Raw genomic sequence first — 26658 nt, forward strand, 5'->3', positions numbered from 1 at the left:
AATACACGATTCATATTCTAAGCCGATCAGGGCGTAACGCCAGAGATTTCAAAAACCACACGGTCGTATCGGCCTTGCGCATCCATGGCGGTCAATGTGTACCGTCCATTGTGCACCAAGGCCAATTGCAGCGGCGCGGACGGCCCGCCGCGCTGTCGCACGCGGCCGTCCAGCATCCACCATACTTCTCCACGCGCACCCTGCACGCTTACATCCAGTACTACTTCCTGCCGGCCCGGCACCGGGCGCAGCACCGAACCATCGGCGATGCCCTGCAACCGCAACGGCCCGCGCGCCGCGTCGACATAGCCGGCGAAGGTGGGCGGCACCGTCTGGTCCAGCGCCCACGCCGAGCGGGGCTGCGAACACGGCTGCGCCGCCATGCTGCGCTGGCGCCAGCCCTGCGGCCAGCACGCGACCACGGGCTGTACGCTGGCCGGCCGCCGGCGCGCCTGCGGCGCCCCCGCCGGCAGGGCCGCCGCAATGTCGCGCAGCAGCGGCGCCGCCACGTTGGCCCCGAAAAAACCCGGATTCGGCGTGCCATCCGGCCGTCCGACCCACACCCCGATGGTCCAGCGGTCGGTCACGCCCAGCGCCCAGGCGTCGCGAAAGCCGAAACTGGTGCCGGTTTTCCAGGCCAGCCGGCGGCCGGGCGCACCATCGTGCCAGAGCGGCCGGTCGGGATGCCCGCCCCCTTCGAGGATATCGCGCACGATCCAGGCCGCGCCTGCGCTCATCATACGGGACTCGACCCGGGGCTGTCCCGGCGCCAGGCGCGGCCGGCCCGCCAGGCCGTCGCGCGCCAGGGCGCGATATGCGCCCACCAGTTCTTCCAAGGTGGTGCCGGCCCCGCCCAAAATCAAGCTCAGGTTGGGCGCGGCGCCATCCGGCAGGCGCAATCGCACTCCGCCGGCCAGCATGGCGGCGGCGAAGCGCGCCGGCCCGACGCGGTCGAGCAGGTCGACCGCCGGCACATTCAACGACCGCTGCAGCGCCTGGGCCACGCTGACCGGCCCCGTGAATGCCGCCTGGAAATTGCCTGGCGCGTAGCCGCCGAACGACAGCGGCGCGTCCAGCAACAGGCTCTCCGAATGGATCAATCCGTCGTCGAGGGCTTGCGCATACAGGAACGGCTTGAGCGTGGACCCCGGCGAACGCACGCCCCGCACCATATCCACGTGCGCGTAGCGGCTGGCGTCGGAAAAATCGGCCGAGCCGGCGTAGGCCTTGATTTCCAGCGTGTCGTTATCCATGGCCAGGGCCGCCATCGAGACTTTGGGCGGCAACGCGTCCACCCGGTCGAGCAGCATGCGTTCGACGGTAGCCTGGATATCGGCGTCCAGGGTCGAGGCCACCACTGCCGGCCGCTTGCCGCCGCGGTCCCGGCCGGACACCAGCCGCTGGGCGGCCAGGGGTGCCAGCCAGCGCGCGCGCAGCGGCGGCGCCACGACTGTTTCCAGCTTGGCGTCGGCGATCGCCGCCGCGCTCCAGCCGCGCGCTGCCATGCGGTCCAGCACTTTATCGCGGGCGGCCTGGGCGGCCTGCGGATGGCGGTCTGGCCGCAGGCGCGACGGCGCCTGCGGCAGCGCCGTGAGCAAGGCGGCCTCGGCGCGGCTGAGGTCGCGGGCCGACTTGCCCAGCCACAGGCGCGCGCCCATTTCCACGCCCTCGACGATACCGCCCATCGGCGCGTGCGCCAGGTAGAGCCCCAGGATCTCGTCTTTGCTGAAATGCCATTCGAGCTGCACCGCCCGCGCGATCTGCCGCAGCTTCGCGATCGGCGAACGCGACGGCAGCGCGGCCAGGCCCGGATCGACCAGCCGGGCGACCTGCATGGTCAACGTCGAACCGCCGGAAACGATGCGGCCATGCGCCAGCCATTGCCAGCCAGCGCGCGCCAGCGATACGGGATTGAACCCGGGGTGCCAATAGAACCAGCGGTCTTCATAGCCCAGCAAGGCTTCCAGGTAGCGCGGCGAGACCTCGTCCGGCGTGACCGGATAACGCCATACCCCGTCGCGGCTGGGATAGGTGCGCAGCGGCGTGCCGTCGGCGGCCACCACCACCGCGGCCCCGCCCCCGGCCGTGGGCGGCAGCGGATACAGCCTGTCGAACGCCAGCAGCGCCACGGCGACGGCCAGCAAGCCGCCCGCCAGCCTGGCCAGCCAGCGCCGCCCGCGCGCGGCAGGCATCAGGGCCGCGCGCCGCGATCGCGGATCTCGATCGGGCTCCATTGCTCGCCCACGCCGCGCAATTCGGGGCGGTACATGTCCTCGGCCACGGTGGACGGCACCGCGTAGCGCCCGGGCGTGACCACGCGCGCCATATAGAAGATATCGACCGCGCCGCGATTGAGCTCGACCGCCGCCACGTAGCGGTCGTCGCGGAACTCCCGATGCTTGATGGCGGAATTGGCCAGCGCGTCGGCCACGCGCGTGCCGCCGATCTCCCAGTCCCGCATGTCGGGGCTCTGCGACAGGTTCAGGTTCTCGACTTCGAAGCCGGCCGGCACGCGGTCGACCACCAGGGCATCCGGCAGGAGCTGGTTGGCCGAAGCGCGCAGCTTCACCACGAGCAGGTCGCCCGTATGCAACACGCCGCCGTCCCAGGGCTTGCCGTCAGGCGTATACCAGCTGCGCTGCAGGCGGATCACGTCGCTGCGCGGCGCCGGCGGCTCGCGCCGCGTGCCCTGCAGGTCGAATTCGGCGAACAGGGGCTGAGTGCCGGTATTGGTCAGCCGCAAGGCCGCCAGGTCCGCGCCGCGCAGCGCCACCGCGCGATCGGCGTCGCCGCGCAGGGCCTGGGCGCCGGCCGCCGTGGCAAGCTCGGCCGACCAGGGCGCCTCGGCATCGCCGCCGGCCGCGCGCGCGGCCAGCACCAGCGCCATCTGCTCTTGCGTGGACAAGTAGGAACGCCCCTGCAGCCGGCCGTCCAGCTGCGCCAGCAAGGCTTCCCTGCCGCCGTCCAGCAACCCGTACTGCGCGGCCAGGGCGTAGCTCAGCGCGTAGTCGCGCACGGCGCTGCCGTAATCGCCCAGCCAGTCGTCGCCGTAGCCTGCCCGCCCATCGTGCCGGCGGAAGCCATAGGCCCGCTGCGCCGCCAGGCCGGCGGCCTGCTCCATGCGCCCCGCATCGCCCATGAGCTGGAACGCCGCGGCAAGCTGGATCAGCGGCAACGGCGACAGCGCGCGTTCCTGGTAGCGGTCGAACAATTGCCGCACGGTCGACAGCGGCGCCTGGCGGTCGCGCGCCAGCGCCAGGGCGGCGGCGGCGTAACCCGCAAAACGACGATGATCGTTGCGCAGCGTGTCGATATCGTCGCTGGCGATGCGCCCATTCTGCAGGCCGTGGCGCAGCCGGTCGGGCCAGGTGCCGAAGCTGCCGGCGCTCTGCTGCAGTTGCTCCAGCAGCCATTGGCGCGGACGCGCCAGCGCCGCTTCCGGCACGCTGAAGTCGTGGTCGCGCGCGTCCTGCATGAAACCGACCGCATACGCGGTGAGCCAGACGTCGCGCGCCGACGCGTCGCCCCACAGCGAATAGGCGCCCGCGGCATTGCGCATGCCGGCCAGGCGGGACAGCGCGCCGGCCACTTTGCCGACCCGCTCCTCGTGGCTATGCGGCGGCAGGCCGAAGCGCTTGCCGTCTGCGTCGCTCACCAGCACCCAGGGCAGCGCCGCGCTGATCGTCTGCTCGGTGCAGCCGTACGGATAGCCGAGCAGGCGCTCCACCAGCCGCGCGACGTTGATGGGCGGACGGCTCGACAGGCTGAGGCTGGCCGAGACCGAATCGGGGTAGTAGCCCGCCAGCGCGTCCGCGCCCGGCGCGAAATTCTCGCCCGGCGCCAGCCGCAGGCGCCGCACCCGGCTTTCGGCGGCGTGAGCGGGTTGCACTTGCAGGACCGCCTCGCGCACGATGTGCACCGGCTTGGGCCCGCCCGCGCCGTCGACCTGCAGCCGCAATTGCCCCAGCCCGTAGGAACCGGTGGTGGTGGCGGTGAAGCGGAGGGTGGCGCGCTGCCGGTGCTTGAGCGTGAGCGTGCGGGCGCCGTCGGCGATCGCAAGAGGGTCGAGCGCGCGCAAGTCGACCTTGACCTGCTGGGTGGCGCCGCTCAGGTTCGTGACATCGAGCGCCACGGCGGCCTGGTCGCCCGGGGTCACGAAGCGCGGCATGCTGAGTTCCGCCACGATGGGCGCGGCCACGACCATCTCGGCCTCGGCGCTGCCGTATTGCTCGCCGGTGAACGCGACCGCCATCAGCCGCAGCGTGCCGTTGAAATCAGGCAGGTCCAGCGGGATCTCGGCCTCGCCCCGCTCATCCAGCGCGACCGGACCGGAGAACAGGTCCACCAGCTTGACCTTCTTCGGCAGGCTGCGGCTGTCGCCGCGCAGCGCCGCGTCGCCGCCCCATTTCAGCCGCCCGCGGGTGCCGTCCATTTTCTCGATCAACTTGCCGTACATGTCGCGCAGCTCGGCGGCATAGCGATGCTTGCCAAAAAAGTAATCGAGCGGATCGGGCGTTGCGTACTGGTTGATGTTGAGAATGCCCACGTCGACCGCCGATAGCGTCACGGTCGCGCGCTTGCCCTGCGCGCCATCCACCTTCACCCGCACGGTCGAGCGCGCTTCCGGCTCGACCTTGGCGGGTGCCGCGATGGCGACGCCGAGCCGGCGTTCGTCACTGGCAATGGGCAGGAACGCCAGCCCGAGCGCGCGGGCCGGCGTAATGCGGTCGCCGGCGCTGCCCGGACGGAACACCGTCGCCGACACGTACAGGTCGTGGCGCTTCCATTCCGGGTCCAGCGCGATCTCGACCGGCGTGCCCGCGGCCTGGACCGGCACCCAGCGCGACCACAGCATGCGGTCCGCCTCGACCGTGACAAGCGCCTGCCCGTCGTGCGGCGGCGTGACGGTCAGCTTGACGGTATCGCCGGGCCGGGCCGGCACGCCTTCCAGTTTCATCTGCACGCGATCGGGGCGATTGCCCACCGCCTCGGCGTCCTGCGCGCCCCAGCCGGCGTAAAAGCGGTAGCGCAATACCTGGCCGGTCTGCGGATCGGCGAGCTCCAGGCGGTAGCGCCCCCATCCCACCGGCAAGGCCAGCGGCGTGCGGTCCAGCAGCGCGATCTGGCGTGATTCGACCAGTTCCTCGGTCTCGGTATAGCCGCTGTTCCAGCCACGCTGGTCGTCATAGCGCCAGTAATAGTTCCGGTGCTCGCGATACAGGCGCAGTTGCGCCTGTTCCAGCGGCGCCACCTTGCCGGCGGCGTCGACCCGCACGGCTTCGAAGCCGGCGGGCGCGCCTTCCCGCGCCACGTCGTCTTCGAACAGGGGGCGCACCGCAATGAGTCGGTCGGCCGGCCAGACGGAGCGCTCCAGCGAGCGCACCACCGGCCGTCCGCCGGATTCCAGCAGGCTGGCCGACAGCCGCACGCGCAGCGGCGAGTGCGCCGTGCCGGCGGCCTGCGGGTCGACCTGCAGGGTGGCGCGGCCCTCCTCGTCGAGCGCGGCCTCCGGGAGTTCTTCGTAATGCCGCAGGGTATCGTCGGCCACGTCGCCGAAAATGAAGCCGGGCCATTGCTGCGGCAAGGCATGGCGTTCGCGCTTGACCTGGAAACTCGCCAGCAGGCGGTTGCCGGCGGCCGGCGCGCCGTACAGGTAGTCGCCCTGCGCCGCCACTTGCCAGGTTTCATCCGGCGCCAGCACCGCCTGGCCGGAGTCGAGCCGCAGCTTCATCCGCTCGGGCAGGAATTCCTCGACCTGGAACCACCACGCGGCATCGGGCGCGCGGGCGGCCGGATCGACCCGCAGCTCGAGCAGCCATTTGCCGGTCTGTGCGTCCACCGGCAGGTCGACAGCGTGTTGCACATAGCCGGCCACCTGCGCCGCCGGATGCCACAGCTCGCTGCGCACCACGCGGCCATCGGGCCGCTTCAGGGTGGCGGTCAGCGGCGCGGGCGGCAGCAGGCGGCCATCCGGGTCGCGCGGCAGCACCGACACCCGGAAGGTTTCTCCCGGCCGGTACAGGTCGCGGCCGGCATACACGAACAGATTGGTGTTGCGCGCGGGATGGCCGCCGATGTCATATTCGGACAGGTCGAGCGCCGGCTCGCCCAGCGCCAGGACTGTCAGCTCGCGTCCGCGTACCGCGCGCACCAGGCGCGCCTCGGCATGCGCCCCCTCGAAGCGCGCATGGCCGGAGGCGTCGACCCGCGCGCGCGCCAGCGCCTTGCCGTTGCCGTCGACCAGTTCGATATCCGCATCGCCAATGGGCTCGCCGCGGGTCAGCGATACCGCGTAGGCCTCGATGCGGTCGGGATAGCGGCGCGTATGCAGGCCGATGTCGCTGACGTAGAAGTACGTCACCTGGTACTCGTAGCGGAACCGCCCGGGCTCGCTCATCACCGCCACATAGATGCCGGGCTGTTGCAGCTCGGCGATGGTTTCGACCGGCAGGAACGTCACATGGCGCCGGTTGGGCTTGTCGTCGGTCAGGAAGCGGCCCTGATAGACGCTGGTGGTCAACTCGTGCAGGCGGTCCAGGTCCCAGTTGCTGACCGAGCCCTTCAGGCTGCGGTTGTCGGCGTAGCGCCAGGCATCGTCCTCGTCGTCGGCCTCGTCGCCGTCCTCGTCGCCAGCGCTGCGGCCGTAGCCGAGCACATCGTCGAAGAACTCCGGCATGCGTTCGGGCGCCACGCGCAGGAACTGCACGTCGACCTCCGGCAGGTTGACCGTGGCGACCGGCAGCCCGCCATTCTGGCCCGCCGGCAGCACCACGCCCCGGCTGGCGAAATAAAAGGAAGGCGGCATGGCGTCGGTCTGCACCGCGCACTGCATGTCCGCGCCCAGTGTCGCCCCGCCCTGCGCCGGCAGCGCGGCGCGCAACTGCACCGCGTAGTTGCGCTGCGGCTGTACATACGGGAAGTAAGCCATGCGCGGGTTGTCGCCGACGACCCAGCCGCCCTCGACCGGCTTGCCCCGCGGCGTCGCATCGCCCGCCTGGCGCGCCACCGGCGCATTGGCGGCGGCCGGGGCCGGCGCGTCATCCTGCGGGGCCGCGGCCGCGCCGGTATCGAGCACATTGAGATAAGCGTCCAGCCCGGCCTTGCGGTCCACCGGTTGGCTGAATGTAACGGCAAGCGCCAGGCTGTCGTTGTATTGCCGCGCCTGGCAATCGACGGCAGCAAAGGGATCAGGCTGCCCCACGGTGGCGGCGGGCAGCGGCTCCGCCGTGCGCGCCGCGGGCACGGCCGCCGGCTCGGGAGCCGGCGGCGCCGAACCCGGCACACCGCCGCGCCCCGCCCACCAGCCCAGGCCTACCGCGATAGCGAGCGCCACCGCCGCTATTCCGACCGCCCCACCCCTGTCACTCATGGCTTGCCCCTGTACAGCCGGTTATGGGCGCTCCGCGCCCGGTCGACGGGCCGCATGGTCGGCCGGCCCGCCGCAGATATTAGCGCGCGGCCGTGCTGTTTCGGCAGCCGGCTAGACAGGCTCCATGACGCATTGCAGCGGATGCTGCCGCGCCCGCGCGTACTGCGCCACTTGCGCGATGCGCGTGGCCGCCACGTCGCGCGGGTACACCCCACAGGTGCCGCGCCCTTCGTGGTGGACCTGCAGCATGATGCGGGTGGCATCTTCCTGGTTCTTGCCGAAGAACTTCTGCAATACCTTCACCACGAACTCCATCGGGGTGTAGTCGTCATTGAGCAGCACTACCTGGTACATGGGCGGCGGGGCCGTGCGGGCCGGCGCCTTCTCCACGGCCAGGTCGTGCTGGGTATCCACGGTCGAACTCATAGGGCGGCTATTCTATTGAAACAGGGACAGGCATTGCCCGGACTTACCCAAAATTACACGCAGAAATGCGTAGTTTCCATACTTGACGCCGGAAAGAAAAGCAGAGCATTATCCACGCATTCGGGGGCCCTCGTCTGCATCAGGGGCGCCCGGAAGCCGGAAGGTCGCCGGTCCAGGCCGTGCCGCCTTCTGTCAACATACGATTCAATGAGGCAGTCCGCATGTCTGATACGACCGCAACCGCCGTCCAAGGGGACAATCCCAAATCGACGGGTACCGTCAAATGGTTCAACGATGCGAAGGGTTTCGGCTTCATTACGCCCGATGACGGCGGTGAAGATCTGTTCGCGCATTTCTCGTCCATTCAGATGAACGGGTTCAAGACCCTGAAAGAAGGCCAGAAGGTGGCTTTCGAGATCATCCAAGGCCCTAAAGGCAAACAGGCGCTGAACATCACGTCGGCCTGACGCCCAGTATCTGTATCGCGCCGCCCGCGTGCCGGAAGCATCCGGCTCCGGGCGGCGTTTTTGCCCGGGCGGGGCACCATGCCCCGCCCTGTTATTTTCCGCTGTTTCACTGCTTCATGTCGACCCGCCACGCTCCGCCGCCCGCCCGCAGTCCCGCCCGGGTCGCCGCGGCCGCCGCCCTGCTCGGCGCCCTGGCCTGCCTGCCGGCCGCCCGGGCGCAAACCCCGCAAACCGGCCTGCCGGTCACCCAGCTGTCGGCGGGCATCCACGTCATCCGCGCCGAAGTCGCGGATACCGAGGCCACGCGCCGCGTTGGGCTGATGCACCGGCAAAGCCTGCCCGGCAACGGCGGCATGCTGTTCGTGTTCGAATCGCCGGACCTGCAATGCTTCTGGATGCGCAACACACCGCTGCCGCTGTCGATCGCCTTCATCGCCGACGACGGCTCCATCGTCAATATCGCCGACATGGCTCCGCAGACGGACGATGCCCATTGTTCGGCCCGGCCGGTGCGATACGCGCTCGAAATGTCGCAAGGCTGGTTCGAGGCGCACGGCATCCAGCCCGGCAACCGGATCGACGGCCTGCCCTGAGCGGTTGGCGCCTCGATGAAAGGAAAAGGGAGCCGCGCGGCTCCCTTTTTTGCTGCTGGCGGCGGCTGGCGCGGCCGGTCAGACGCGTTCGAGGATCAGCGCGATACCTTGCCCCACCCCGATGCACATGGTGCACAGGGCATAGCGGCCGCCAGTGCGGTGAAGCTGATTGATCGCCGTGGTCGCCAGGCGCGCGCCGCTGGCGCCCAGGGGATGGCCCAGCGCGATGGCGCCGCCATTGGGGTTGACGCGCGCGTCATCGTCGGCGATGCCGAGCTGGCGCAGCACCGCCAGCCCCTGGGCGGCGAAGGCTTCGTTCAGTTCGATCACGTCGATCTGGTCCAGGGTCAGCCCGGTCAGTTCGAGCACCTTGCGGGTGGCCGGCGCCGGACCGATGCCCATGATGCGCGGCGCCACGCCGGCCGTGGCCATGCCCACCACGCGGGCGCGCGGCGTCAGGCCATGGCGGGCGGCGCCGCGCTCGTCGGCCAGCAGCAGCGCCGCCGAGCCGTCGTTCACGCCGGAAGCATTGCCGGCGGTGACGGAGCCGCCCTCGCGCACCACGCCTTTCAGGCGGGCCAGCGCCTCGAGGCTGGTCTCGCGCGGGTGCTCGTCCTTGGACACCACGATGGGATCGCCCTTTTTCTGAGCAATCGAGACCGGCGTGATCTCGGCGTCGAACACGCCGTCCCGCTGCGCCCGGGCGGTTTTTTCCTGGCTGGCCAGGGCGAACTTGTCCTGGTCTTCGCGGCTGATCTTGAAGTCGTCGGCCACGTTCTCGGCAGTTTCCGGCATGGAGTCCACGCCGTACTGGGCCTTCATGAGCTTGTTGACGAAGCGCCAGCCGATGGTGGTGTCATAGATGGCGGCGCTGCGCGAGAAAGCGCTGTCGGCCTTGCCCATGACGAACGGCGCACGGCTCATGCTTTCCACGCCGCCGGCCAGCATCAGGCCGGCTTCCCCGGCGCGGATGGCGCGGGCCGCGGTGCCCACCGCATCCAGGCCCGAGCCGCACAGGCGGTTGAGCGTGGCGCCCGGCACCTCGACCGGCAGGCCGGCCAGCAGCGAGGCCATGCGGGCCACGTTGCGGTTGTCTTCGCCGGCCTGGTTGGCGCAGCCGTAGATCACGTCGTTCAGTTCTTCCCAGTGCACGCCGGGGTTGCGCGCCATCAGCGCCTTGATGGGCACGGCGGCCAGGTCGTCGGCGCGCACCGGCGCCAGGGCGCCGCCGTAGCGGCCGAAGGGGGTGCGAATGGCATCGCAGATAAAGGCATGCACGGTCATGGATCCAAGCTCGAAAAGAAGAAAAAAACTGAATAGCGAATCTATTGATGTTACGCCACTCGGGGCTGGGGCAGCGGGACGCGGCGCGCAGTCTGTCCGCATATCGGACAGTGTTTGCGCCGTGGACGCTCGCGCGCGGCTACGGCGCCCCGCGCGCCGCGCGGCCGGTCTCGACCTGGGCCTGGCGGCGAAAACGCCCGGCGGCGAAATGATAGAACGGCCGCGGGCAGAACTGCCGCGCCACCAGCGACGCGGCCAGCGCGCCGACCAGCAGCCAGAACAGCATGGGCTGGCTGCCGGTCATTTCCATCACGATGACGCTGGCGGTCAGGGGCGACTGCGTGGCGGCGGCCAGGAAGGCCGCCATGGAAATCAGCACCAGCACGCGCCGGTCGATATCGCCGCCGCTCAATTCCCACAGGTGCTGACCGATGCCCGCGCCGGTCGTCAGCGCCGGGGTGAATATGCCGCCCGGAATACCGGCCCAGTAGGACACCACCGTGGCGGCCAGCTTGGCCAGGCCGAATGCGGCCGGCCCCTCGGCCTCGCCCGACAGCAGGCCGCCCGCCACGGCGTAGCCGGTGCCGTACACCGTATTGCCGCTGAGCGCGCCCAGGCAGGCCAACGCCAGGCCCATGGCGGCCGCGGTCCAGATCGGATGCTGGCGGATCCAGCCGCGCCAGGCCGGCGGCGCCACGCCTGAAGCGCCCTTGCTGAGCAGCCGGCCGAAGACGCCGCCAAGCACGCCGTTGACCAGCCCGCACGCCAGCACCCAGAGCGCCATGTGGTGCGGCAATGCCTGGCCGCCGAACGTGCCGAAATACGGATTGTTGCCCGCCAGCGCGACCACCAGGAAGCCGGCCGCCAGCACGCCGATCAGCACCAGGCGCTGCCAGCGCAGTACCGTGCCGCGGCCGAGCTCCTCGATGGCGAAGATCACGCCCGCCAGCGGCGCATTGAAAGCGGCGGCCAGGCCGCCGGCGGCGCCGGCCGCGATCAGCTCATTGGCATGAAAACCGCGCAAAGGCACGCCGTTGCGGCGCCAGAACCGCCCCCAGGCCAGCATCACGGCGGCGCCCACCTGCACCGACGGCCCTTCCCGGCCGGCCGATGCGCCTGCCGCCAGGCCCAGGAAAGTCAGCGGGATCTTCCATACCGTCTGGCGCGGCGATACCAGGCTGGACTGCGCCGGCCCGGGCGGCAGCGACAAGGCGCCGATGACCTGCGGAATACCGCTGCCGGCGGCATTGGGCGCCAGCCGCAGGGTCAGCCAGCGCAATGCGGCAAAGGCCAGCGGGATCAGCGCGAACGCCAGCCAGCCATGGCGCACCGTCCAGGCGCCGTTCCATTCGAGCGCCAGGTCGGCCAGCCAGGCGAATCCCAGCGAGACCAGTGCCACCAGCGCCGCGCCTCCCAGCAGCAAGCCCAGTTGCAGGCTCTTGCGCGACAGCCTGCCCAACTGGCGCAGTTTGCGCCGCGCCAGCCGGCGCGCGCGGGAACCAAGGCGGCGTAACGTATCAGCGGTCGGCATGCGGGGGCGTAGGGGTGGAAAGCCGCTTACCTTAACATCCGGCGGCGGCCACGGCCGCGCACGCAAAAACGCCCGGCACCGGGCCGGGCGTGATGCGCCTGCGGCGCCGTGCCGCTCAGGCGAAATTCTTGGCGGCGAAATCCCAGTTCACCAGGGCCCAGAAATTCTCCAGGTACTTCGGACGCGCATTGCGGTAATCGATGTAGTAGGCGTGTTCCCACACATCACAGGTCAGCAGGGGCTTGTCGGCCGTGGTCAGCGGCGTGGCGGCGTTGCTGGTGTTGACGATGTCGAGCGAGCCGTCCGGCTTCTTCACCAGCCAGGTCCAGCCCGAACCGAAGTTGCCGGCGGCCGACTTGTTGAAGGCTTCCTTGAAGGCGTCGAAGCTGCCCCACTTGGCATTGATCGCATCGGCCAGCGCGCCGCTCGGGGCGCCGCCCGCGTTGGGGGCCAGCGAATTCCAGTAGAACGTGTGGTTCCAGATCTGGGCCGCGTTGTTGAACACGCCGCCGGACGACTTCTTCACGATGTCTTCGAGCGAGGCGTTCTCGAACTCGGTACCGGGAATCAGGTTGTTCAGGTTGGTGACGTAGGTCTGGTGGTGCTTGCCGTAGTGAAACTCCAGCGTTTCCTTGGAGATGTGCGGCGCCAGGGCATCCAGCGCGTAAGGCAGGGGGGGAAGAGTATGTGCCATGTGGGGTTCCTTCTCTGTGTTGAGTGCACGATCAAGCGCAACCATTGTATCGGCAGTTTGCACGCGTGCTTGCGTTAACCCTGATCCGGCGCGGGGTTAACGTCGGCCTCGTCGCCGCGCGCGGCCAGCACCTGCACTTGGGCGCCGCCATGCGAGAACGTCACATCCAGCGACTGGCCCCGCGCCAACACGGCCGCATCGCGCAGGATGCGGCCGTGCTCGTCGCGCACGATGGCATAGCCGCGTGCCAGCGTGTGGCGGGGATCGAGGGCGCGCAAGTGGGCCGCGACAGCCGCCGCGCGCGCCTGGCTGGCCGCGAGTTGCCGCGTCTGCGCCTGGCCCAGGCGGCGCGCCAGCGCGTGCAGGCGCTCGGCGGCGCGCGCCGTATCGGGCGCGCAATGCGCCAGGCGTTGCGCCAGCAATCCGGCGCGCGCCGCGCGGCGTCCGTGCGGCGCGCGCCAGGCCGCGGCCAGGCGATGGCGCAGGGTATTCAGGCGCTCGGCCTGGTGGGCCAGCCGGCGAGCCGGCGATATCAGTTGCGCGGCGGCGCGGTCGAGCCGTTGCGCGGCCTGCTCCAGCCGCCGTTGCTGCCCGCGCGCCAGGCGCTGCGCCGCCTGGCCCACGCGACCGAGCAACTCCGCGCGCGGCACGCAGGCCAGCTCGGCGGCCGCGGTCGGCGTGGGCGCGCGCACATCAGCCACGAAATCCACGATCGTGAAGTCGGTTTCGTGCCCTACCCCGCTGATGACCGGAATGGCGCTGGCCGCCACCAGGCGGGCCAGGGCTTCATCGTTGAAGCTCCACAGATCTTCAATGCTGCCGCCGCCGCGCACCAGCAGCAGGGTATCGACCTCGTTGCGCGCGTTGGCCACCTGCAGCTGGACGGCCAGGCGGGCCGCCGCGTCGGCGCCCTGCACTGGCGCCGGGTAGAGGATCACCGGCACTTGCGGCGCGCGCCGGGCCAGCGCCGACAGCACGTCGCGCAGCGCCGCCGCGTGCGGCGAGGTGATGACGCCGATGGCGCGCGGCAACGCGACGGGCTGGCGTTTGGCGGCGGCGTCGAACAGGCCCTCGGCGGCAAGCTGCGCCTTCAGGCGCAGGAAAGCCTCGTACAAGTTGCCCAGGCCGGCGCGCCGCATGGCATCGGCCTGCAATTGGTAATCGCCGCGCGGCTCATAGAGCGACACCCGGGCCCGCACCTCGACCTGGTCGCCGGCGCGCGGCACGAAACCGACTGCCGAGGCGCGGCTGCGGAACATGACGGTGCGCACGGCGGCCCGGCTGTCCTTGAGGGTGAAATACCAGTGCCCCGAGGCAGCCTGCGTGAAATTGGAAATCTCGCCGCGAACCCACAACGCCGGGATGTTGCGCTCCAACAATTGGCCCACTGCTTGATTTAGCTGGGCAACTGTCATGATATCCCGCGCAAATACGTCGTTTCTTACGGGAAACTGTGCTGTCATAAGGCTTTCCAGGGGGATATCTGTCCACAGGGCTTGTCGGGCGGGCCTCGATGATATCTCAGCGCCGCTCATCCCAGCCGCCTGCCCGCAGCGCCAGCAAATTCGTCGCAAGTATCTGTTTTTTATATAGAAAAAACCCACCCACCGCTGCCCCGCTGGCCGCCAACCCAGCGCAAAACCAGCATTCATCCGTGTTTGGGGGGAGTTCTACACAGAATTATCCACAAAAACTGTGGATAGTTTGGGAGGCCCGCCGGCCTTGCCACGGTCCCGCTCCCCCCGTTACAGTTCGCCCTTGAATCGGGCGCCGCGCATCGCGGCCCTGCCTACCGGGAGCCTCTCTCTTGCTGTCCATATTCCGCGAAGCCGGCTGGCCGATCTGGCCGCTGCTCGCCACGTCCGTCCTGGGCCTGGCGCTGATCGTCGAACGCCTGCTGTCGCTGCGCCGCAGCCTGGTGGCGCCGCGCGGGCTGGCCGAACAGGTCATGGAAATGCAGCGCAACGGCCAGGACAGCCCCGAAGCGCTGGCCCGGCTGGAGCGTAATTCGCCGCTGGGCCGCATCCTCGCCGAAGTGCTGCGCCACCGGCACCAACCGCGCGACGACCAGCGCACCGCGGTCGAAGACGTCGGCCGCGCCGTCGCGCACGACCTGAACCGGTACATTCCGGCGCTTGGAACCGTGGCGGTCATCGCCCCGCTCATGGGCCTGTTCGGCACGGTGGTGGGCATGATCGAAATCTTCGGTTCGTATACCCCCGCCGGCGGCGATCCGGCCCAGCTGGCGCGCGGCATTTCCATAGCCCTGTACAACACTGCATTCGGCATCCTGATCGCCATTCCCGCCATGATCGCGCATCGCTACCTGCGCGGCCGCGTCGACGCGCTGCTCAACACCATGGAGCAGATCGCCGCGCGCGTGGCGCGCGCCGCCCGGCCGGAGGCCCGGCCATGAACTTCCGCGGGGCGCGCGGCGAGCGCGATGATCTCGAGATCAACCTGATCCCGCTGATCGACGTGCTGCTGGTCATCCTCATCTTCCTGGCCGCCACCACCTCGTTTGTCCGCTACACCCAGCTCAAGGTCGCCCTGCCCGAGGCCGCGGTCGAGCAGGACACGCCGCCGGCCATCGAAATCGCCATCAGCCGCGACGGCCGCTATGCCCTCAACGGCACGCTGGTCGATGCCGCCGATGCGTCCGCCATCGCCCAGGCCCTGGCGCTGGCGGCGGCGGGCAAAAACCAGCCCGTGCTGGTCATCAACGCCGACGCCCAGGCGACCCACCAGTCGGTCGTCAACGTCATGGAGGCCGCCCGCCTGGCGGGCATCGGCCGCGTCAACTTCGCCGCCCAGAACGCCCGGTGAAACCGCCCGCTTCCCGCGCCGCCTTCCCGCAGCGCCACTGGCAGCACGACGGCTGGCTGGCGACCCTGCTGCGGCCGCTGGCGGCGGTCACGCGCTGGCAGGTCGAGCGGCGGCGCGCCCAATACCTGTCCGGCCGCCGGCCCGCCTACCGCGCCCCCGTGCCAGTGGTGGTGGTCGGCAATATCTATGTAGGAGGCACCGGCAAGACGCCGGTGGTCATCGCCACGGTCCAGGCGCTGCGCGCGCGCGGCTGGACCCCCGGCGTCGTGAGCCGCGGCTATGGCACGCGCGTGGGGCCGCAGCCGCGGGTCGGCCAGGGAGAGCTCGAACCCGCCGACTACGGCGATGAGCCCGCGCTGATCGCCCACGCCACCGGCGCGCCGGTGGCGGTGCACCCGCGCCGGGCACTGGCGGCCCAGGCGCTGCTGGCCCGGCACCCGCAGGTGGATGTGATCATTTCCGACGACGGCCTGCAGCACCTGGCGCTGGCGCGCGATGTCGAAATCGCGGTGCAGGACGAGCGCGGCATCGGCAACGGCCGGCTGCTGCCGGCCGGGCCGCTGCGCGAGCCGGCCGCGCGCCTGGACACGGTGCATGCTGTCATCACGAACCGGCCGCGCCCGCCCGCTCCGCCGGCCGATCCCGCGCCGGACGGCGCCCCGCGCCGCGCCGACATGTGGCTCGAGCCGGACGCCGCCCGGCACCTGCAAAGCGGCGCCCGGCGGCCGCTTGCCGACTTCGCGCCGGGCCGGGCTTTCGCGACCGTGGCCGCCGCCGCCGGCATCGGCAACCCGGCGCGCTTCTTCACCACTCTGCGGGCGGCCGGTATCCGGCCTGACCCCAGCCTGGCCCTGCCCGACCACTACGACTACCGCCGCCCGCCGTTCGGCGCCATCGCCGCCGAAGCCATCCTGGTCACCTCCAAGGACGCCATCAAGTGCCGCGCGCTCGGCGACACGCGCCTCTGGGAAGTGCCAGTGCGGGCGCGCTTTTCCGATCCCGCCCTGTTCGACTGGCTGGCCGCGCTGGTGCGCGCGGCGGCCACGGCGCCAGGCGGCGCAAGCGCCGCCGGCGCGCATAAACTGCTTTAGAATCGCCCCATGGAATCCCGCCTACTCGACATTCTCGTGTGCCCGGTGTGCAAGGGCCGCCTCGACTACGACCGCGCGCAAGCCGAACTGATCTGCCGCGCCGACCGCCTGGCCTATCCGGTGCGAGACGGCATCCCGGTCATGCTCGAATCGGAAGCCCGTCCGCTCGACGGCGCGCGCCCCGAACCGGCGTGAGCCGCGCCGTGAGGTTCGTCGCCCTGATCCCGGCGCGCATGGCGTCCACGCGCCTGCCCGACAAGCCCCTGGCCGACATCGCCGGCAAGCCCATGGTGGTGCGCGTGGCCGAGCGCGCGGCCCGCTCGCGCGCGGCGCGGGTTTGCATCGCCACCGACGACGCCCGGGTCGAGCGAGCCGCCGCCGCGCATGGCCACGCCGCCCTGTTGACCCGCGCCGACCACCCCACCGGCACCGATCGCCTGGCCGAGGCGGTCGAGCAGCTCGGCCTGCCCGACGATGCCGTCGTGGTCAATGTCCAGGGCGATGAACCGCTGATCGACCCGGCGCTCATCGACGCCGTGGCCGAGTCGCTGCAGGCCCATCCGCAGGCCGACATCGCGACCTGCGCCTGCCCCCTGGCCGACGCCGAGGCCTTGTTCAATCCCAATGTGGTCAAGGTCGTATGCGGCGCCGACGGGCTCGCCCTGTATTTCTCGCGCGCGCCCATCCCCTGGGCGCGCGACGCGCTGGCCGGCGGCCAGCGGCTGCTGGCGCCGGGCCTGCCCGCCCTGCACCACATCGGCCTGTACGCCTACCGGGTGGCGTTCCTGCGGCGCTTCCCGACCCTACCGCAAGGCCCGCTGGAACGCTACGAAGCCCTGGAACAGCTGCGCGCGCTGGAGCACGGCCATCGCATCGTCGTGCACCGCACGCCGCAGGCCCCGCAGGCCGGGGTCGACACGCCGGACGACCTGGAACGCGTGCGAACCATCTATGCAAATGGGTTATAAGGGGTTTTCCCTTGATCCGCCCAGCCACAACGGCTGCTGCATTGCGGCATAATCGTCCCCGGCCATAAAAATTCCCAATCATTCAGGAGCACCCATGCGTCTCATCCTGCTCGGACCGCCGGGCGCCGGCAAAGGCACCCAGGCCGCATTCGTCACCCAGCACTTCGCGATCCCGCAGATCTCCACCGGCGACATGCTGCGCGCGGCCGTCAAGGCCGGCACGCCGCTGGGACAGGCGGCCAAGAAGGTCATGGACGCGGGCGGCCTGGTGTCCGACGACATCATCATCGGCCTGGTGCAGGATCGCCTGAAGCAACCGGACTGCGCCAACGGCTATCTGTTCGACGGCTTCCCGCGCACCATCCCGCAGGCCGACGCGCTCAAGAACGCCGGCGTGGCGCTCGACTACGTGGTCGAGATCGAGGTCCCCGAAGAAGACATCATCGAACGCATGAGCGGCCGCCGCGTGCACCCGGCCAGCGGCCGCAGCTATCACGTGCGCTTCAACCCGCCCAAGGCCGAAGGCCTGGACGACGTCACCGGCGAACCGCTGGTGCAGCGCGACGACGACCGCGAGGAAACCGTGCGCAACCGCCTGGCCGTCTACCAGAAGCAGACGCGCCCGCTGGTCGACTACTACGCCTCGTGGGCCGACGCCGGCGACGCCGCGGCGCCCAAGTACCGCAAGATCTCCGGCGTGGGCGCCGTCGACGAAATCAAGGCCCGCCTGTTCCAGGCGCTGGCAAGCTGAACCGGCATCGCCGCTTTCGCGCGCCGCGGCCCGCCGCGGCGCTCCGTTGAACACTTCCCGCTCAAAGAACCGACATGGAAATCGCGAACAAGGTATTCATCGTCACCGGCGGCGCGTCCGGCCTGGGCGCCGGCACGGTGCGCATGCTGGTGGCCAACGGCGCCAAGGTCGTCATCGCCGACCTGCAGGACGAACCCGGCCAGGCGCTGGCCGACGAACTGGGCCAGCGCTACGTGCACTGCGACGTCACCCAGGAAGCCGACGGCCAGCGCGCCGTGGCGGCCGCGCGCGAGCTCGGCGCGCTGTTCGGCCTGGTCAATTGCGCCGGCGTGGCGCCGGCCGCGAAGATCGTCGGCAAGAATGGCGCGCATCCGCTCGACCTGTTCCAGAAAGTCGTCTCGATCAACCTGATCGGCAGCTTCAACATGATGCGGCTGGCCGCCGAGGCCATGAGCGCCAACGCGCCGGAACCCACCGGCGAACGCGGCGTGCTCATCAATACCGCATCGGTGGCGGCCTTCGACGGCCAGATCGGCCAGGCGGCCTACGCCGCCTCCAAGGCCGGCGTGGCCGGCATGACCCTGCCTATCGCGCGCGACCTGGCCAAGGCCGGCATCCGCTGCATGACCATCGCCCCGGGCATCTTCGGCACCCCCATGATCTTCGGCATGCCCCAGGAAGTCCAGGACTCGCTGGCCGCCAGCATCCCGTTCCCGGCCCGCCTCGGCCGCCCCGAAGACTACGCCAAGCTGGTCCACAGCATCATCACCAACGACATGCTCAACGGCGAAACGATCCGCCTCGACGGCGCGATCCGCATGCCGCCCAAGTAACGCCTCCGCGCGCGGCCGCGCCCCCAGCCCGGCCGCGCGCACTTTCCCGTCCTCCCCATGGGTCTGTTCCGCTCGGCCGCCACCGTCAGCAGCTTCACGCTGCTGTCGCGCATTACCGGCCTGGTCCGCGACATCCTGGTCGCGCGCGCGTTCGGCGCCGGCCCGCTGACCGACGCCTTCTGGGTGGCGTTCCGCATCCCCAACCTGTTGCGCCGCCTGTTCGCCGAAGGCGCGTTCTCACAGGCCTTCGTACCCATTCTCGGGGCCGCGCGCACCGAGCGCAGTGACGCCGAAGTGCGCACCCTGCTCGACCGCGTGGCCCTGCTGCTGACGCTGGCCCTGATGGCTATCACGCTATTGGGCATCGTCGCCGCCCCCTGGGTCGTCACCGCCATGGCCAGCGGCCTGCGCGACGCAGCGCGCGGCACCGAATTCGGCGCCGCCGTCTGGATGACGCGGATGATGTTCCCGTACATCCTTTGCATGTCGCTGGTGGCGTTCGCCTCGGGCGTGCTCAACACCTGGCGCCGCTTCGCGGTGCCGGCCTTCACGCCCATGCTGCTCAACCTGTCCATGATCGCGGCCTGCCTGTGGCTGGCCCCGCGCATGGAAGTCCCCATCTACGCGCTGGCGCTCGGCGTCATGGCCGGCGGCGTCGCCCAGCTGGCCGTGCAGTGGGCCGCCCTGGCGCGGCTCGGACTGGTCCCGCGGCTGGCGACCAACCTGCGCCAGGCCTGGGGCGACCCCACCGTGCAGCGCATCCTCCGCCAGATGGCGCCCGCCACGCTGGGCGTGTCCGTGGCCCAGATATCCCTGCTCATCAACACCAACATCGCCACCTGGCTGGCGCCGGGCAGCGTGACCTGGCTGTCGTTCGCCGACCGGCTCATGGAGTTTCCCACCGCCCTGCTCGGCGTCGCCCTCGGCACGGTGCTATTGCCCAGCCTGTCGGCCGCCCACGCGCGGCAGGACGGCTCCGGCTATTCCGCGCTGCTCGACTGGGGGCTGCGGCTGGTGCTGCTGCTGGGCCTGCCGGCCGCGCTCGGCCTGGCGCTGCTGTCCGACGGACTGGTCGCCACGCTGTTCCACTATGGCGCCTTCCAGGCCCACGACGTGCAACAGACCCGCCTGGCGGTGGTGGCCTATTCGGCCGGCCTGATCGGCATCCTGGCGGTGAAGATCCTGGCGCCCGGCTTCTACGCCCAGCAGGACATCCGCACCCCCGTCAAGATCGCCATCATGGTGCTGGCGGCCACCCAGTTGATGAACCTGGCGCTGGTGCCCGCGCTGTCGCACGCCGGCCTGGCGCTGGCCATCGGCCTGGGAGCCACGCTCAATGCCCTGGCCCTGCTGGCTGGATTGCTGCGCCGCGGCGTCTATCGGCCCGCGCCGGGCTGGGGGGTATTCGCGCTGCGGCTGGTGCCCGCGCTGGCCGCCCTGGCCGCCATACTGCTGTACGCCGACCGGCGGCTGGACTGGCTCGCCCTGCAGCTCCAGCCCGGCCAGCGCGCCCTCTGGCTGGCCGCCGTGCTCGCCGCCAGCGCGGCCGCTTATTTCGGCGCGCTGTTCCTGTGCGGATTCCGTCCGCGCGACTTCGGCCGCCGCCGCGGCTGACCCTCCGCGCGCCCCAACCGTCGCATACTGGTTACAACGCCAGCAAAAAACAAAAAACTATGCGCAATCTATGTAATCTAAAGTAAAAAAAGCATTATTATTTAAGAATGCAATCGTTCGGCAGTCACTCGAGTTCGCTCATGGGGCCGGATCTCACCTCCAGCCAGGCGCCGCCGCTGTCAGACCAGGTCATCGACTGGCTGCTGCTGCTGCGCTCCGGGCGCGCGACCCAGCACGACTACGCCAACTTCCTGGCCTGGCGCAATGCCGATCCGCGCCACGACAGCGCCTGGCAGCAACTCACGGGCACGCTCGGCGGCGCCGCCTTCGGCCGGCTGGGCGACGCCTACCCGGCGGCCGGCTACCCGGCCCATTCGCCCCCCCTTCCTGTCGAGGCGGTATCGCAGACGCGCCGCCGCTTTCTGGGCGGCATCGCCCTGCTGGCGGCGGGCAGCGGTTCGGCTGCCTATGTGGGCAACATGTTCTTTCCGCTCGGCAGCCTGGCATCCGACGCAGCCACGGCCACGGCCGAGCGGCGCCGCTATACCCTGTCCGACCGCAGCGAACTGCTGCTCGATGCGCGCAGCCGGGTCGACCTGACCTTCACCGCCAATTCGCGCCACTTGCGCCTGCAGCAGGGCGCCGTGACCGTCACCGCGGCGCCGGACGACCGCCGGCCCTTCACCGTGCAGACCGCCGAAGGCATGATCCGCTCCTCCGGCAACCGCTATATGGTGCGGCAGCAGCCGCACCGCACCCTGGTGGTGGCGCACGACGAGCCGGTCGAAATCGAAACGCTGGCCGGCGCGCGCGACATCCTGCGTCCAGGCCTCGGCGTGCGCTTCGACTCCGTGCGCGTGGGCGTGCCGCGCGCCGAGCTGGCCGCCCAGGCCGCCTGGGAACGCGGCATGATCGACGCACGCGGCCAGCCCCTGGCCGAAATCGTCGAAGCGTTGCGTCCCTATTATCCTGGCACCCTGCGCGTCTCGATGGCCGCCGGCGGCCTGCCTGTCTCCGGCCTGTACCCGCTGGACGACGTCGACGTGACCCTGCAGTCGCTGGAAGACCGCATGCCCATCGACGTATGGCGCTTCATGCGCTGGTTCGTATCGATCGGCGTCGCCTCGGCTTAGGGGGCCGGCCCTGCGAGGCTGCTCGCAGCGCCGGCCTAGAGCAAAGCGCTTGCAATCCCTTCGATACTTGCTACAATATTGGACTTTGCCGAATTCACTTTAATATCGCAACATGGCCAATACCGCCCAAGCCCGCAAGCGCGCCCGCCAATCGGTCGCGCGCAACAAGCACAATTCCAGCCTGCGCTCGATGCTGCGCACCGCCATCAAGCGCGTTCGCCAATCCATCGCTGCCGGCGACAAGGCGGCGGCCAGCGAAGTGTTCCAGAAAGCCACCAGCGTGATCGACCGCGTGGCCGACAAGAACATCATCCACAAGAACAAGGCCGCTCGCCACAAGAGCCGCCTGGCTGCCGCCATCAAGGCGCTGGCCTGAGCCATTCTGCCGCCCCGCGCGCCGGGGCTGCATGAATACGGCAAAACAGAAGGATGCCCGCGGGCATCCTTTTGTTTTGGATTGCTTTCCCGGCTTCAGCTGGGAAAGGCCTCGCGCAGGGCGAACGTTGCCTGCTTGAAGACTCCCAGGTCGGTGCCCACGGCCACGAAGTGCATGCCCATTTCCAGGTAGCGGCGCGCATCGGCCTGCACGGGCGCCAGGATGCCCACCGCCTTGCCCTGCGCGCTGGCCCGCTCGTACAAGTGCCGGATCACTTCCTGCACCTCCGGATGCGCGGGGTTGCCGATATGGCCCAACGCGGCGGCCAGGTCCGACGGGCCAATGAAGATGCCATCCACCCCTTCCACCGCGGCGATCTCGTCGACTGCCTCGATGCCGGGCCGGCTTTCAATCTGCAACAGGACGCAGATATTGTCGTTGATGGTCTGCAAGTAATCCGGCACCGTGCCATACAGGTTGCTGCGCTGCGAGCCGGCCACCCCGCGCATGCCCTGCGGCGGGTAACGGGTGGCGGCCACCGCGCGCCGCGCGTCTTCGGCCGATTCGATGAACGGGATCAACAAGTTGTAGAAGCCGATATCCAGCAAGCGCTTGATCTGTACCGGGTCATTCCACGACGGCCGCCCGACCGGCGCGCTGGCGCTGCCCTGCAGGGCCTGCAGCTGCTGCAGGAACATCGGCACTTCATTGGGCGAGTGCTCGCCGTCCAGCAACAGCCAGTCGTAGTTGGCCAGTCCGGCCACTTCGGCGGTAATGTGGCTGGACATGCACATCCAGAAACCAATCAGCCGTTCGCGCGCCAGAATGCGTTGGCGGAAACGGTTGGGCAGTGGTGAATTCATGGAGAGTCCTTCGATGATGGAATCGGTCAATGGATTTCCGGTTCGCCGGCGCCAGCCTGCGGATGGCCGGTCTGCAGGAAATCGAAATCGCAGCCCGTATCGGCCTGGCCTATGTGCTTCAAGTAGAGCACGCCGTAGCCGCGCTCGAAACGCGGCGGCGGGGCCTGCCAGGCGGCCTTGCGGGCCGCCAGTTCCCCTTCCGGCAGTTGCACGTCCAGGCGCCGGTTGGGCACGTCCAGCGTGATCAGGTCGCCGTCGCGCACCAGGGCCAGCGGCCCGCCGACATACGACTCGGGCGCCACGTGCAGGACGCAGGCGCCGTAGCTGGTACCGCTCATGCGCGCATCGGAAATGCGCAGCATGTCGCGCACGCCCTGCTTGAGCAGCTTCTGCGGGATCGGCAACTGGCCCCACTCCGGCATGCCGGGCGCGCCTTGCGGGCCGGCATTCTGCAGCACGATCACGCTGTCGGCGTCGACATCGAGGGCGGGATCGTCGATGCGCGCCGCCATGTCGTTGTAGTCCTTGAAGACCACTGCCCTGCCGGTATGGGTCTGCAGGCGCGCCTCCATGGCCGGCGGCTTGATCACCGCACCATCGGGCGCCAGGTTGCCGCGCAGCACTGCCAGGCCGTCGCGCTCGACCAGGGCCTGGGCGCGCGGGCGGATCACGTCGTCATTGAACACGCGCGCCCCGGCGATGTTCTCGCCCAGCGTGCGGCCGTCGACCGTCTTCTGCTGCAGGTCGAGCAAGTCGCCCAACTGCACCAGCAGGGCGCGCAGGCCGCCGGCGTAATAGAAGTCTTCCATCAGGTACTTGCCGGCCGGCCGCAGGTTGGCCAGCACCGGCGTGCTGCGCGCCAGCCGGTCGAAGCGGTCGAGGTCGAGCGGGAAGCCGCAGCGGCGCGCCATGGCAATCAGGTGCACCACGGCATTGGTCGAGCCCGACAGCGCCAGCACCGTACGCACCGCGTTATCGAACGAGGCCGCGCTGAGCAGGCTGGACGGGGTGACATCCTCCCACACCATCTCGACGATGCGCTTGCCCGACAGGCTGGCCATCTGGGCATGGCGCGAATCCGGCGCCGGGATCGACGAGTAGCCGGACAGGCATAGTCCCAGCGCTTCGACCGCCGCCGTCATAGTGGAGGCCGTGCCCATGGTCATGCAATGGCCGGGCGAGCGCGCGATGCCGTCCTCGACACCCTGCCAGTCGGCCTCGGTGATGTTGCCGGCGCGCAGCTCCGCCCAGTATTTCCAGGTATCGGAGCCGGAGCCCAGCGTCTGGCCGTTCCAGTTGCCGCGCAGCATCGGCCCGGCCGGCACGAAGATGGTGGGCAGGTCCATCGAGGCGGCGCCCATCAGCAGCGCCGGCGTGGTCTTGTCGCACCCGCCCATCAGCACACAGCCGTCGGCCGGATACGAGCGCAGCAGTTCCTCGGTTTCCATGGCCAGCAAATTGCGATAGAGCATGGTCGTGGGCTTCTGGAACGGCTCGGACAGGCTCATGGCCGGCATCTCGACCGGAAAGCCGCCAGCTTGCCAGATGCCGCGCTTGACCTCTTCGACGCGCTGCTTGAAATGGCTGTGACAAGGATTGATGTCGCTCCAGGTATTGATGATGGCGATCACCGGCTTGCCCGCATAGTCGGAGCGGTGATAGCCCATCTGCGCGGTGCGCGAACGGTGGCCGAAAGAACGCAGGTCCTTGACGCCGTACCAGCGATGGCTGCGCAGGTCCTCGGGGCGCTTGCGCTTGGGTGTGTCGGTCATGATGTGGCGAAGTCCTTCTCTTGGTCGTGGGCCGGCGGGCGGCCGGGATGTCGGGGGGCGCCTTCAGGCGCCCAGCAGATAGGGCACGCCGCCGCGTTCGCATAACGCGCGCAGGCGCTGCTCGAGCGCGGCGGGAATCGGGATGCCGTCGCGCAGGCGGCGCGCGCGCTCGGCGGCCTCCGGTTCGCCGGCCACCAGCACAGGCTGCGCCGGATCGGCGGCGGGCGTGTCATGCAGCGTGTCGATCACGTCGTCCACGTCCTCCTCGAACGAGCCGGACTCGCGGAACGCATCCGGGTTCAGCGCCAGGAAGAAATGGCCGATATCGTCCGGCTCGCCCGGCCGCCGCACCGCCGCGTGGCGCGCCGCCATGGCGCTGCCGCCCAGCGTGCCGCCCAGGATCTGCGCCATGACCGCCAGGCCATAGCCTTTGTGGCTGCTCATCGCGGCCGTGCCGCCCAGCGGCGTGAGGCCGCCGTCCGGACGTTCGAAAATGTATTGCATGGCCTGCGCGGCGTCGGTCACGCTGCGCCCCTGGCCGTCGACCGCCCAGCCCTCCGGCAGGGTCCGGCCGTGAAAGTCATACACCTTGACCTTGTTGGCGGCCACCGTGGTGGTGGCCATGTCCAGCACGAACGGCTCGTTCTGCGCGGCCGGCGCGGCGAAGGCCAGCGGGTTGGTGCCCAGCATCGGCGCCGTGCCGCGCGTCGGCACCATGATGAGCGTGGTGGCGCTGCTGGTCACCAGGCCCACCGTGCCGCGCCGCACCGCGATGCGGGCGTAGACGCCGGCCGCGCCGAAATGATGCGAATTGCGCACCGCCACGGCGCCGACGCCATGGGCCAGCGCCTTGTCGACCGCCAGGTGCATGGCCTGCGCGGCCACCGGGTATCCCAGCCCGCCCATGCCGTCGAGCAGCGCGGTACAGACCGCATCGCGCACCACCCGCGGCCGCGCATCAATGCGCAGCGTGCCGGCGCGCAGCTTGGCCTCGTACGACGGCAGCATGGAAATGCCGTGCGAGTCGATGCCCAGCAGATCCGTCTCGGTCATCAAATCGGCCGTGGTAGCGGCCAGGTCATCGGCCATGCCCCAGGCCGCGAGCACCCTGATGATCTGCTCACGCACCTGCCCGGCGCGCACTCTTGCCACTTCCGTACTGCTGCCCTGCACTGCCTGTCTCCTTCGGGTCGCTGCCCGCTGCCCGGCTCCGCTCGCGGCGCAGCCGGCTGGTTGATATGCTGCCGGCGCCGCGCCGGCCCTAGTCCCGTTCGCGATCGACCAGCCGATGCCGGGCCTGGCCCAGGTGGAACTGCATGGCCACGCGCGCCCGTTCGCCGTCCTGTTCGCGGATGGCGCCGAGGATGGCCGCATGCTCGTCGGCCACCCGCTGGGCCCGCTGGCGCGAGCCCGTGCGCGTCAGGCTCAGCGTCAGCCGCATGAAGCCGCTGATCGATTCGTGGATGGATTCGAGCACGCCCAGGTAGTAGTCGTTGCCAGTGGCCTGCGCGATACTGGCGTGGAAGGCCAGGTCCGCCTCGGGCGAAACATGGCCATGCTCGAGCGCCTCGATGAAGGCCGCGTGCGCGTCGGCGATCTTGCGCAGTTCGTCGTCGGTGCGCCGCAGCGCCGCCAGGCGCGCCGCATCGCCCTCGAGCGCGACCCGGACCTCCTGTGCGCGCAGATACGCGCCTACGTTCTGCACGTCGCTGAAGGTCTTCAGGCGCGGCGCGGGCTGGTGGCTGACGAACGTGCCGAGGCCCTGGTGGGCCGTGACCAGGCCGTCGGCGCGCAGCCGCAGCAGCGCCTCGCGCACCACCGGCCGCGACACGCCGAAGCGTTCGCAGATTTCGTGCTCGGAGGGCAGCTTGTCGCCGACATTGAGACTGCCGTCGGCGATCTGCTCGAAGATCTGGCCATACAGCTGGTCGGCCAGCCGCACGCGCTGGCCGCGCTCCAGGACCAGCGTGCCGGCCTCCGGCGCCGCCGCGGCGGCCGCCGGCGCGCCAGCCGTTTTCTTGCGAATCACCTCACTCCCCTTCTTGTCCGTGCCACGAGACATCTATA

General features: G+C 69.9%; 23 protein-coding genes. 12 read left to right on the top strand and 11 right to left on the bottom strand.

The genetic code is table 11. From position 1 onward, the window contains the following. Positions 1–26 precede the first annotated feature (26 nt). The 3 genes from pbpC to clpS form a co-directional block, all read right to left on the bottom strand. On the bottom strand, positions 27–2192 hold the full coding sequence (pbpC, locus tag ACKTT0_RS22110) for a penicillin-binding protein 1C (protein ID WP_407851908.1): 2166 nt from the start codon (positions 2190–2192) through the stop codon (positions 27–29). Beyond that, on the bottom strand, positions 2192–7369 hold the full coding sequence (locus tag ACKTT0_RS22115; RefSeq protein WP_407851909.1) for an alpha-2-macroglobulin family protein: 5178 nt from the start codon (positions 7367–7369) through the stop codon (positions 2192–2194). Before ACKTT0_RS22115 ends, pbpC begins: the two co-directional genes overlap by 1 nt. Before the next feature lie 111 nt (positions 7370–7480). Continuing rightward, positions 7481–7795 carry an ATP-dependent Clp protease adapter ClpS gene (gene clpS, locus ACKTT0_RS22120; protein WP_407851910.1) on the bottom strand — a complete coding sequence of 105 codons (315 nt, stop codon included), beginning with the start codon at positions 7793–7795 and terminating at the stop codon, positions 7481–7483. 221 nt (positions 7796–8016) lie between these two features. Between clpS and ACKTT0_RS22125 the strand changes: the two genes are divergently transcribed. Together ACKTT0_RS22125 and ACKTT0_RS22130 are read left to right on the top strand one after the other, a co-directional pair. Continuing rightward, the gene (locus ACKTT0_RS22125) at positions 8017–8262 is read left to right on the top strand and encodes a cold-shock protein (RefSeq protein WP_012249572.1); all 246 of its coding nucleotides are present in this window, start codon (positions 8017–8019) and stop codon (positions 8260–8262) included. A 116-nt stretch (positions 8263–8378) separates the two neighbouring features. After that, a complete protein-coding gene (locus ACKTT0_RS22130; protein WP_407851911.1) occupies positions 8379–8855 on the top strand; it encodes a DUF192 domain-containing protein in 477 nt (158 codons plus the stop codon). 78 nt (positions 8856–8933) lie between these two features. Here ACKTT0_RS22130 and pcaF read toward each other — a convergent pair whose 3' ends face one another. The 4 genes from pcaF to xseA form a co-directional block, all read right to left on the bottom strand. Next, positions 8934–10139: a 3-oxoadipyl-CoA thiolase gene (pcaF, locus tag ACKTT0_RS22135; RefSeq protein ID WP_407851912.1), complete on the bottom strand. Its 1206-nt coding sequence runs from the start codon at positions 10137–10139 to the stop codon at positions 8934–8936. A 139-nt stretch (positions 10140–10278) separates the two neighbouring features. Then, positions 10279–11670: a chloride channel protein gene (locus ACKTT0_RS22140; protein ID WP_407851913.1), complete on the bottom strand. Its 1392-nt coding sequence runs from the start codon at positions 11668–11670 to the stop codon at positions 10279–10281. A 115-nt stretch (positions 11671–11785) separates the two neighbouring features. Continuing rightward, positions 11786–12364 carry a superoxide dismutase [Fe] gene (gene sodB / locus ACKTT0_RS22145; protein ID WP_289785410.1) on the bottom strand — a complete coding sequence of 193 codons (579 nt, stop codon included), beginning with the start codon at positions 12362–12364 and terminating at the stop codon, positions 11786–11788. Positions 12365–12438: 74 nt separating this feature from the next. Further along, positions 12439–13827, bottom strand: a complete 1389-nt coding sequence (gene xseA, locus ACKTT0_RS22150; protein WP_407851914.1) for an exodeoxyribonuclease VII large subunit — start codon at positions 13825–13827, stop codon at positions 12439–12441. A 344-nt stretch (positions 13828–14171) separates the two neighbouring features. Here xseA and ACKTT0_RS22155 point away from each other — a divergent pair, with 344 nt between their 5' ends. From ACKTT0_RS22155 to rpsT, 10 genes are all read left to right on the top strand, one after another. Next, positions 14172–14780, top strand: coding sequence for a MotA/TolQ/ExbB proton channel family protein (locus tag ACKTT0_RS22155; RefSeq protein ID WP_407851915.1), 609 nt, complete (start codon positions 14172–14174; stop codon positions 14778–14780). Next, positions 14777–15190, top strand: a complete 414-nt coding sequence (locus ACKTT0_RS22160) for an ExbD/TolR family protein (RefSeq protein ID WP_407851916.1) — start codon at positions 14777–14779, stop codon at positions 15188–15190. The genes ACKTT0_RS22155 and ACKTT0_RS22160 overlap by 4 nt, the downstream gene beginning before the upstream one ends. Then, on the top strand, positions 15187–16281 hold the full coding sequence (gene lpxK, locus ACKTT0_RS22165; RefSeq protein WP_407851917.1) for a tetraacyldisaccharide 4'-kinase: 1095 nt from the start codon (positions 15187–15189) through the stop codon (positions 16279–16281). The genes ACKTT0_RS22160 and lpxK overlap by 4 nt, the downstream gene beginning before the upstream one ends. Positions 16282–16290: 9 nt before the next feature. After that, positions 16291–16476, top strand: a complete 186-nt coding sequence (locus ACKTT0_RS22170) for a Trm112 family protein (protein ID WP_028355816.1) — start codon at positions 16291–16293, stop codon at positions 16474–16476. 8 nt (positions 16477–16484) lie between these two features. Beyond that, positions 16485–17249, top strand: coding sequence for a 3-deoxy-manno-octulosonate cytidylyltransferase (gene kdsB / locus ACKTT0_RS22175; RefSeq protein WP_407851918.1), 765 nt, complete (start codon positions 16485–16487; stop codon positions 17247–17249). 94 nt (positions 17250–17343) lie between these two features. After that, a complete protein-coding gene (gene adk / locus ACKTT0_RS22180) occupies positions 17344–18000 on the top strand; it encodes an adenylate kinase (protein WP_407851919.1) in 657 nt (218 codons plus the stop codon). A 74-nt stretch (positions 18001–18074) separates the two neighbouring features. Then, positions 18075–18833: a 3-hydroxyacyl-CoA dehydrogenase gene (locus ACKTT0_RS22185; protein WP_407851920.1), complete on the top strand. Its 759-nt coding sequence runs from the start codon at positions 18075–18077 to the stop codon at positions 18831–18833. A 57-nt stretch (positions 18834–18890) separates the two neighbouring features. After that, complete coding sequence (gene murJ, locus ACKTT0_RS22190) at positions 18891–20447, top strand: murein biosynthesis integral membrane protein MurJ (RefSeq protein ID WP_407851921.1); 1557 nt, start codon at positions 18891–18893, stop codon at positions 20445–20447. A gap of 140 nt (positions 20448–20587) precedes the next feature. Beyond that, positions 20588–21580, top strand: coding sequence for a FecR domain-containing protein (locus ACKTT0_RS22195; protein WP_407851922.1), 993 nt, complete (start codon positions 20588–20590; stop codon positions 21578–21580). A gap of 112 nt (positions 21581–21692) precedes the next feature. Then, the gene (gene rpsT, locus ACKTT0_RS22200; protein WP_028355810.1) at positions 21693–21956 is read left to right on the top strand and encodes a 30S ribosomal protein S20; all 264 of its coding nucleotides are present in this window, start codon (positions 21693–21695) and stop codon (positions 21954–21956) included. 95 nt (positions 21957–22051) lie between these two features. Here rpsT and garL read toward each other — a convergent pair whose 3' ends face one another. The 4 genes from garL to ACKTT0_RS22220 form a co-directional block, all read right to left on the bottom strand. Next, the gene (garL, locus tag ACKTT0_RS22205; RefSeq protein ID WP_407851923.1) at positions 22052–22819 is read right to left on the bottom strand and encodes a 2-dehydro-3-deoxyglucarate aldolase; all 768 of its coding nucleotides are present in this window, start codon (positions 22817–22819) and stop codon (positions 22052–22054) included. A 26-nt stretch (positions 22820–22845) separates the two neighbouring features. Next, positions 22846–24591: an L-arabinonate dehydratase gene (gene araD, locus ACKTT0_RS22210; RefSeq protein ID WP_407851924.1), complete on the bottom strand. Its 1746-nt coding sequence runs from the start codon at positions 24589–24591 to the stop codon at positions 22846–22848. Between the two features lie 63 nt (positions 24592–24654). Beyond that, complete coding sequence (locus ACKTT0_RS22215) at positions 24655–25764, bottom strand: Ldh family oxidoreductase (protein WP_407851925.1); 1110 nt, start codon at positions 25762–25764, stop codon at positions 24655–24657. Positions 25765–25852: 88 nt separating this feature from the next. Then, complete coding sequence (locus ACKTT0_RS22220; RefSeq protein WP_094806913.1) at positions 25853–26653, bottom strand: FadR/GntR family transcriptional regulator; 801 nt, start codon at positions 26651–26653, stop codon at positions 25853–25855. Positions 26654–26658 lie beyond the last annotated feature (5 nt).

It is taken from the genome of Bordetella saccharivorans (assembly GCF_045862855.1).
Lineage (GTDB): Bacteria > Pseudomonadota > Gammaproteobacteria > Burkholderiales > Burkholderiaceae_B > Bordetella_A > Bordetella_A petrii_F.

What these genes read in the sequence shown, in the direction of transcription:
- pbpC (WP_407851908.1), bottom strand. Translation starts at nt 2,192, where the DNA reads ATGCCTGCCGCGCGCGGGCGGCGCTGGCTGGCCAGGCTGGCGGGCGGC.
- ACKTT0_RS22115 (WP_407851909.1), bottom strand. Translation starts at nt 7,369, where the DNA reads ATGAGTGACAGGGGTGGGGCGGTCGGAATAGCGGCGGTGGCGCTCGCT.
- clpS (WP_407851910.1), bottom strand. Translation starts at nt 7,795, where the DNA reads ATGAGTTCGACCGTGGATACCCAGCACGACCTGGCCGTGGAGAAGGCG.
- ACKTT0_RS22125 (WP_012249572.1), top strand. Translation starts at nt 8,017, where the DNA reads ATGTCTGATACGACCGCAACCGCCGTCCAAGGGGACAATCCCAAATCG.
- ACKTT0_RS22130 (WP_407851911.1), top strand. Translation starts at nt 8,379, where the DNA reads ATGTCGACCCGCCACGCTCCGCCGCCCGCCCGCAGTCCCGCCCGGGTC.
- pcaF (WP_407851912.1), bottom strand. Translation starts at nt 10,139, where the DNA reads ATGACCGTGCATGCCTTTATCTGCGATGCCATTCGCACCCCCTTCGGC.
- ACKTT0_RS22140 (WP_407851913.1), bottom strand. Translation starts at nt 11,670, where the DNA reads ATGCCGACCGCTGATACGTTACGCCGCCTTGGTTCCCGCGCGCGCCGG.
- sodB (WP_289785410.1), bottom strand. Translation starts at nt 12,364, where the DNA reads ATGGCACATACTCTTCCCCCCCTGCCTTACGCGCTGGATGCCCTGGCG.
- xseA (WP_407851914.1), bottom strand. Translation starts at nt 13,827, where the DNA reads ATGACAGCACAGTTTCCCGTAAGAAACGACGTATTTGCGCGGGATATC.
- ACKTT0_RS22160 (WP_407851916.1), top strand. Translation starts at nt 14,777, where the DNA reads ATGAACTTCCGCGGGGCGCGCGGCGAGCGCGATGATCTCGAGATCAAC.
- ACKTT0_RS22170 (WP_028355816.1), top strand. Translation starts at nt 16,291, where the DNA reads ATGGAATCCCGCCTACTCGACATTCTCGTGTGCCCGGTGTGCAAGGGC.
- adk (WP_407851919.1), top strand. Translation starts at nt 17,344, where the DNA reads ATGCGTCTCATCCTGCTCGGACCGCCGGGCGCCGGCAAAGGCACCCAG.
- ACKTT0_RS22185 (WP_407851920.1), top strand. Translation starts at nt 18,075, where the DNA reads ATGGAAATCGCGAACAAGGTATTCATCGTCACCGGCGGCGCGTCCGGC.
- murJ (WP_407851921.1), top strand. Translation starts at nt 18,891, where the DNA reads ATGGGTCTGTTCCGCTCGGCCGCCACCGTCAGCAGCTTCACGCTGCTG.
- ACKTT0_RS22195 (WP_407851922.1), top strand. Translation starts at nt 20,588, where the DNA reads ATGGGGCCGGATCTCACCTCCAGCCAGGCGCCGCCGCTGTCAGACCAG.
- rpsT (WP_028355810.1), top strand. Translation starts at nt 21,693, where the DNA reads ATGGCCAATACCGCCCAAGCCCGCAAGCGCGCCCGCCAATCGGTCGCG.
- garL (WP_407851923.1), bottom strand. Translation starts at nt 22,819, where the DNA reads ATGAATTCACCACTGCCCAACCGTTTCCGCCAACGCATTCTGGCGCGC.
- araD (WP_407851924.1), bottom strand. Translation starts at nt 24,591, where the DNA reads ATGACCGACACACCCAAGCGCAAGCGCCCCGAGGACCTGCGCAGCCAT.
- ACKTT0_RS22220 (WP_094806913.1), bottom strand. Translation starts at nt 26,653, where the DNA reads ATGTCTCGTGGCACGGACAAGAAGGGGAGTGAGGTGATTCGCAAGAAA.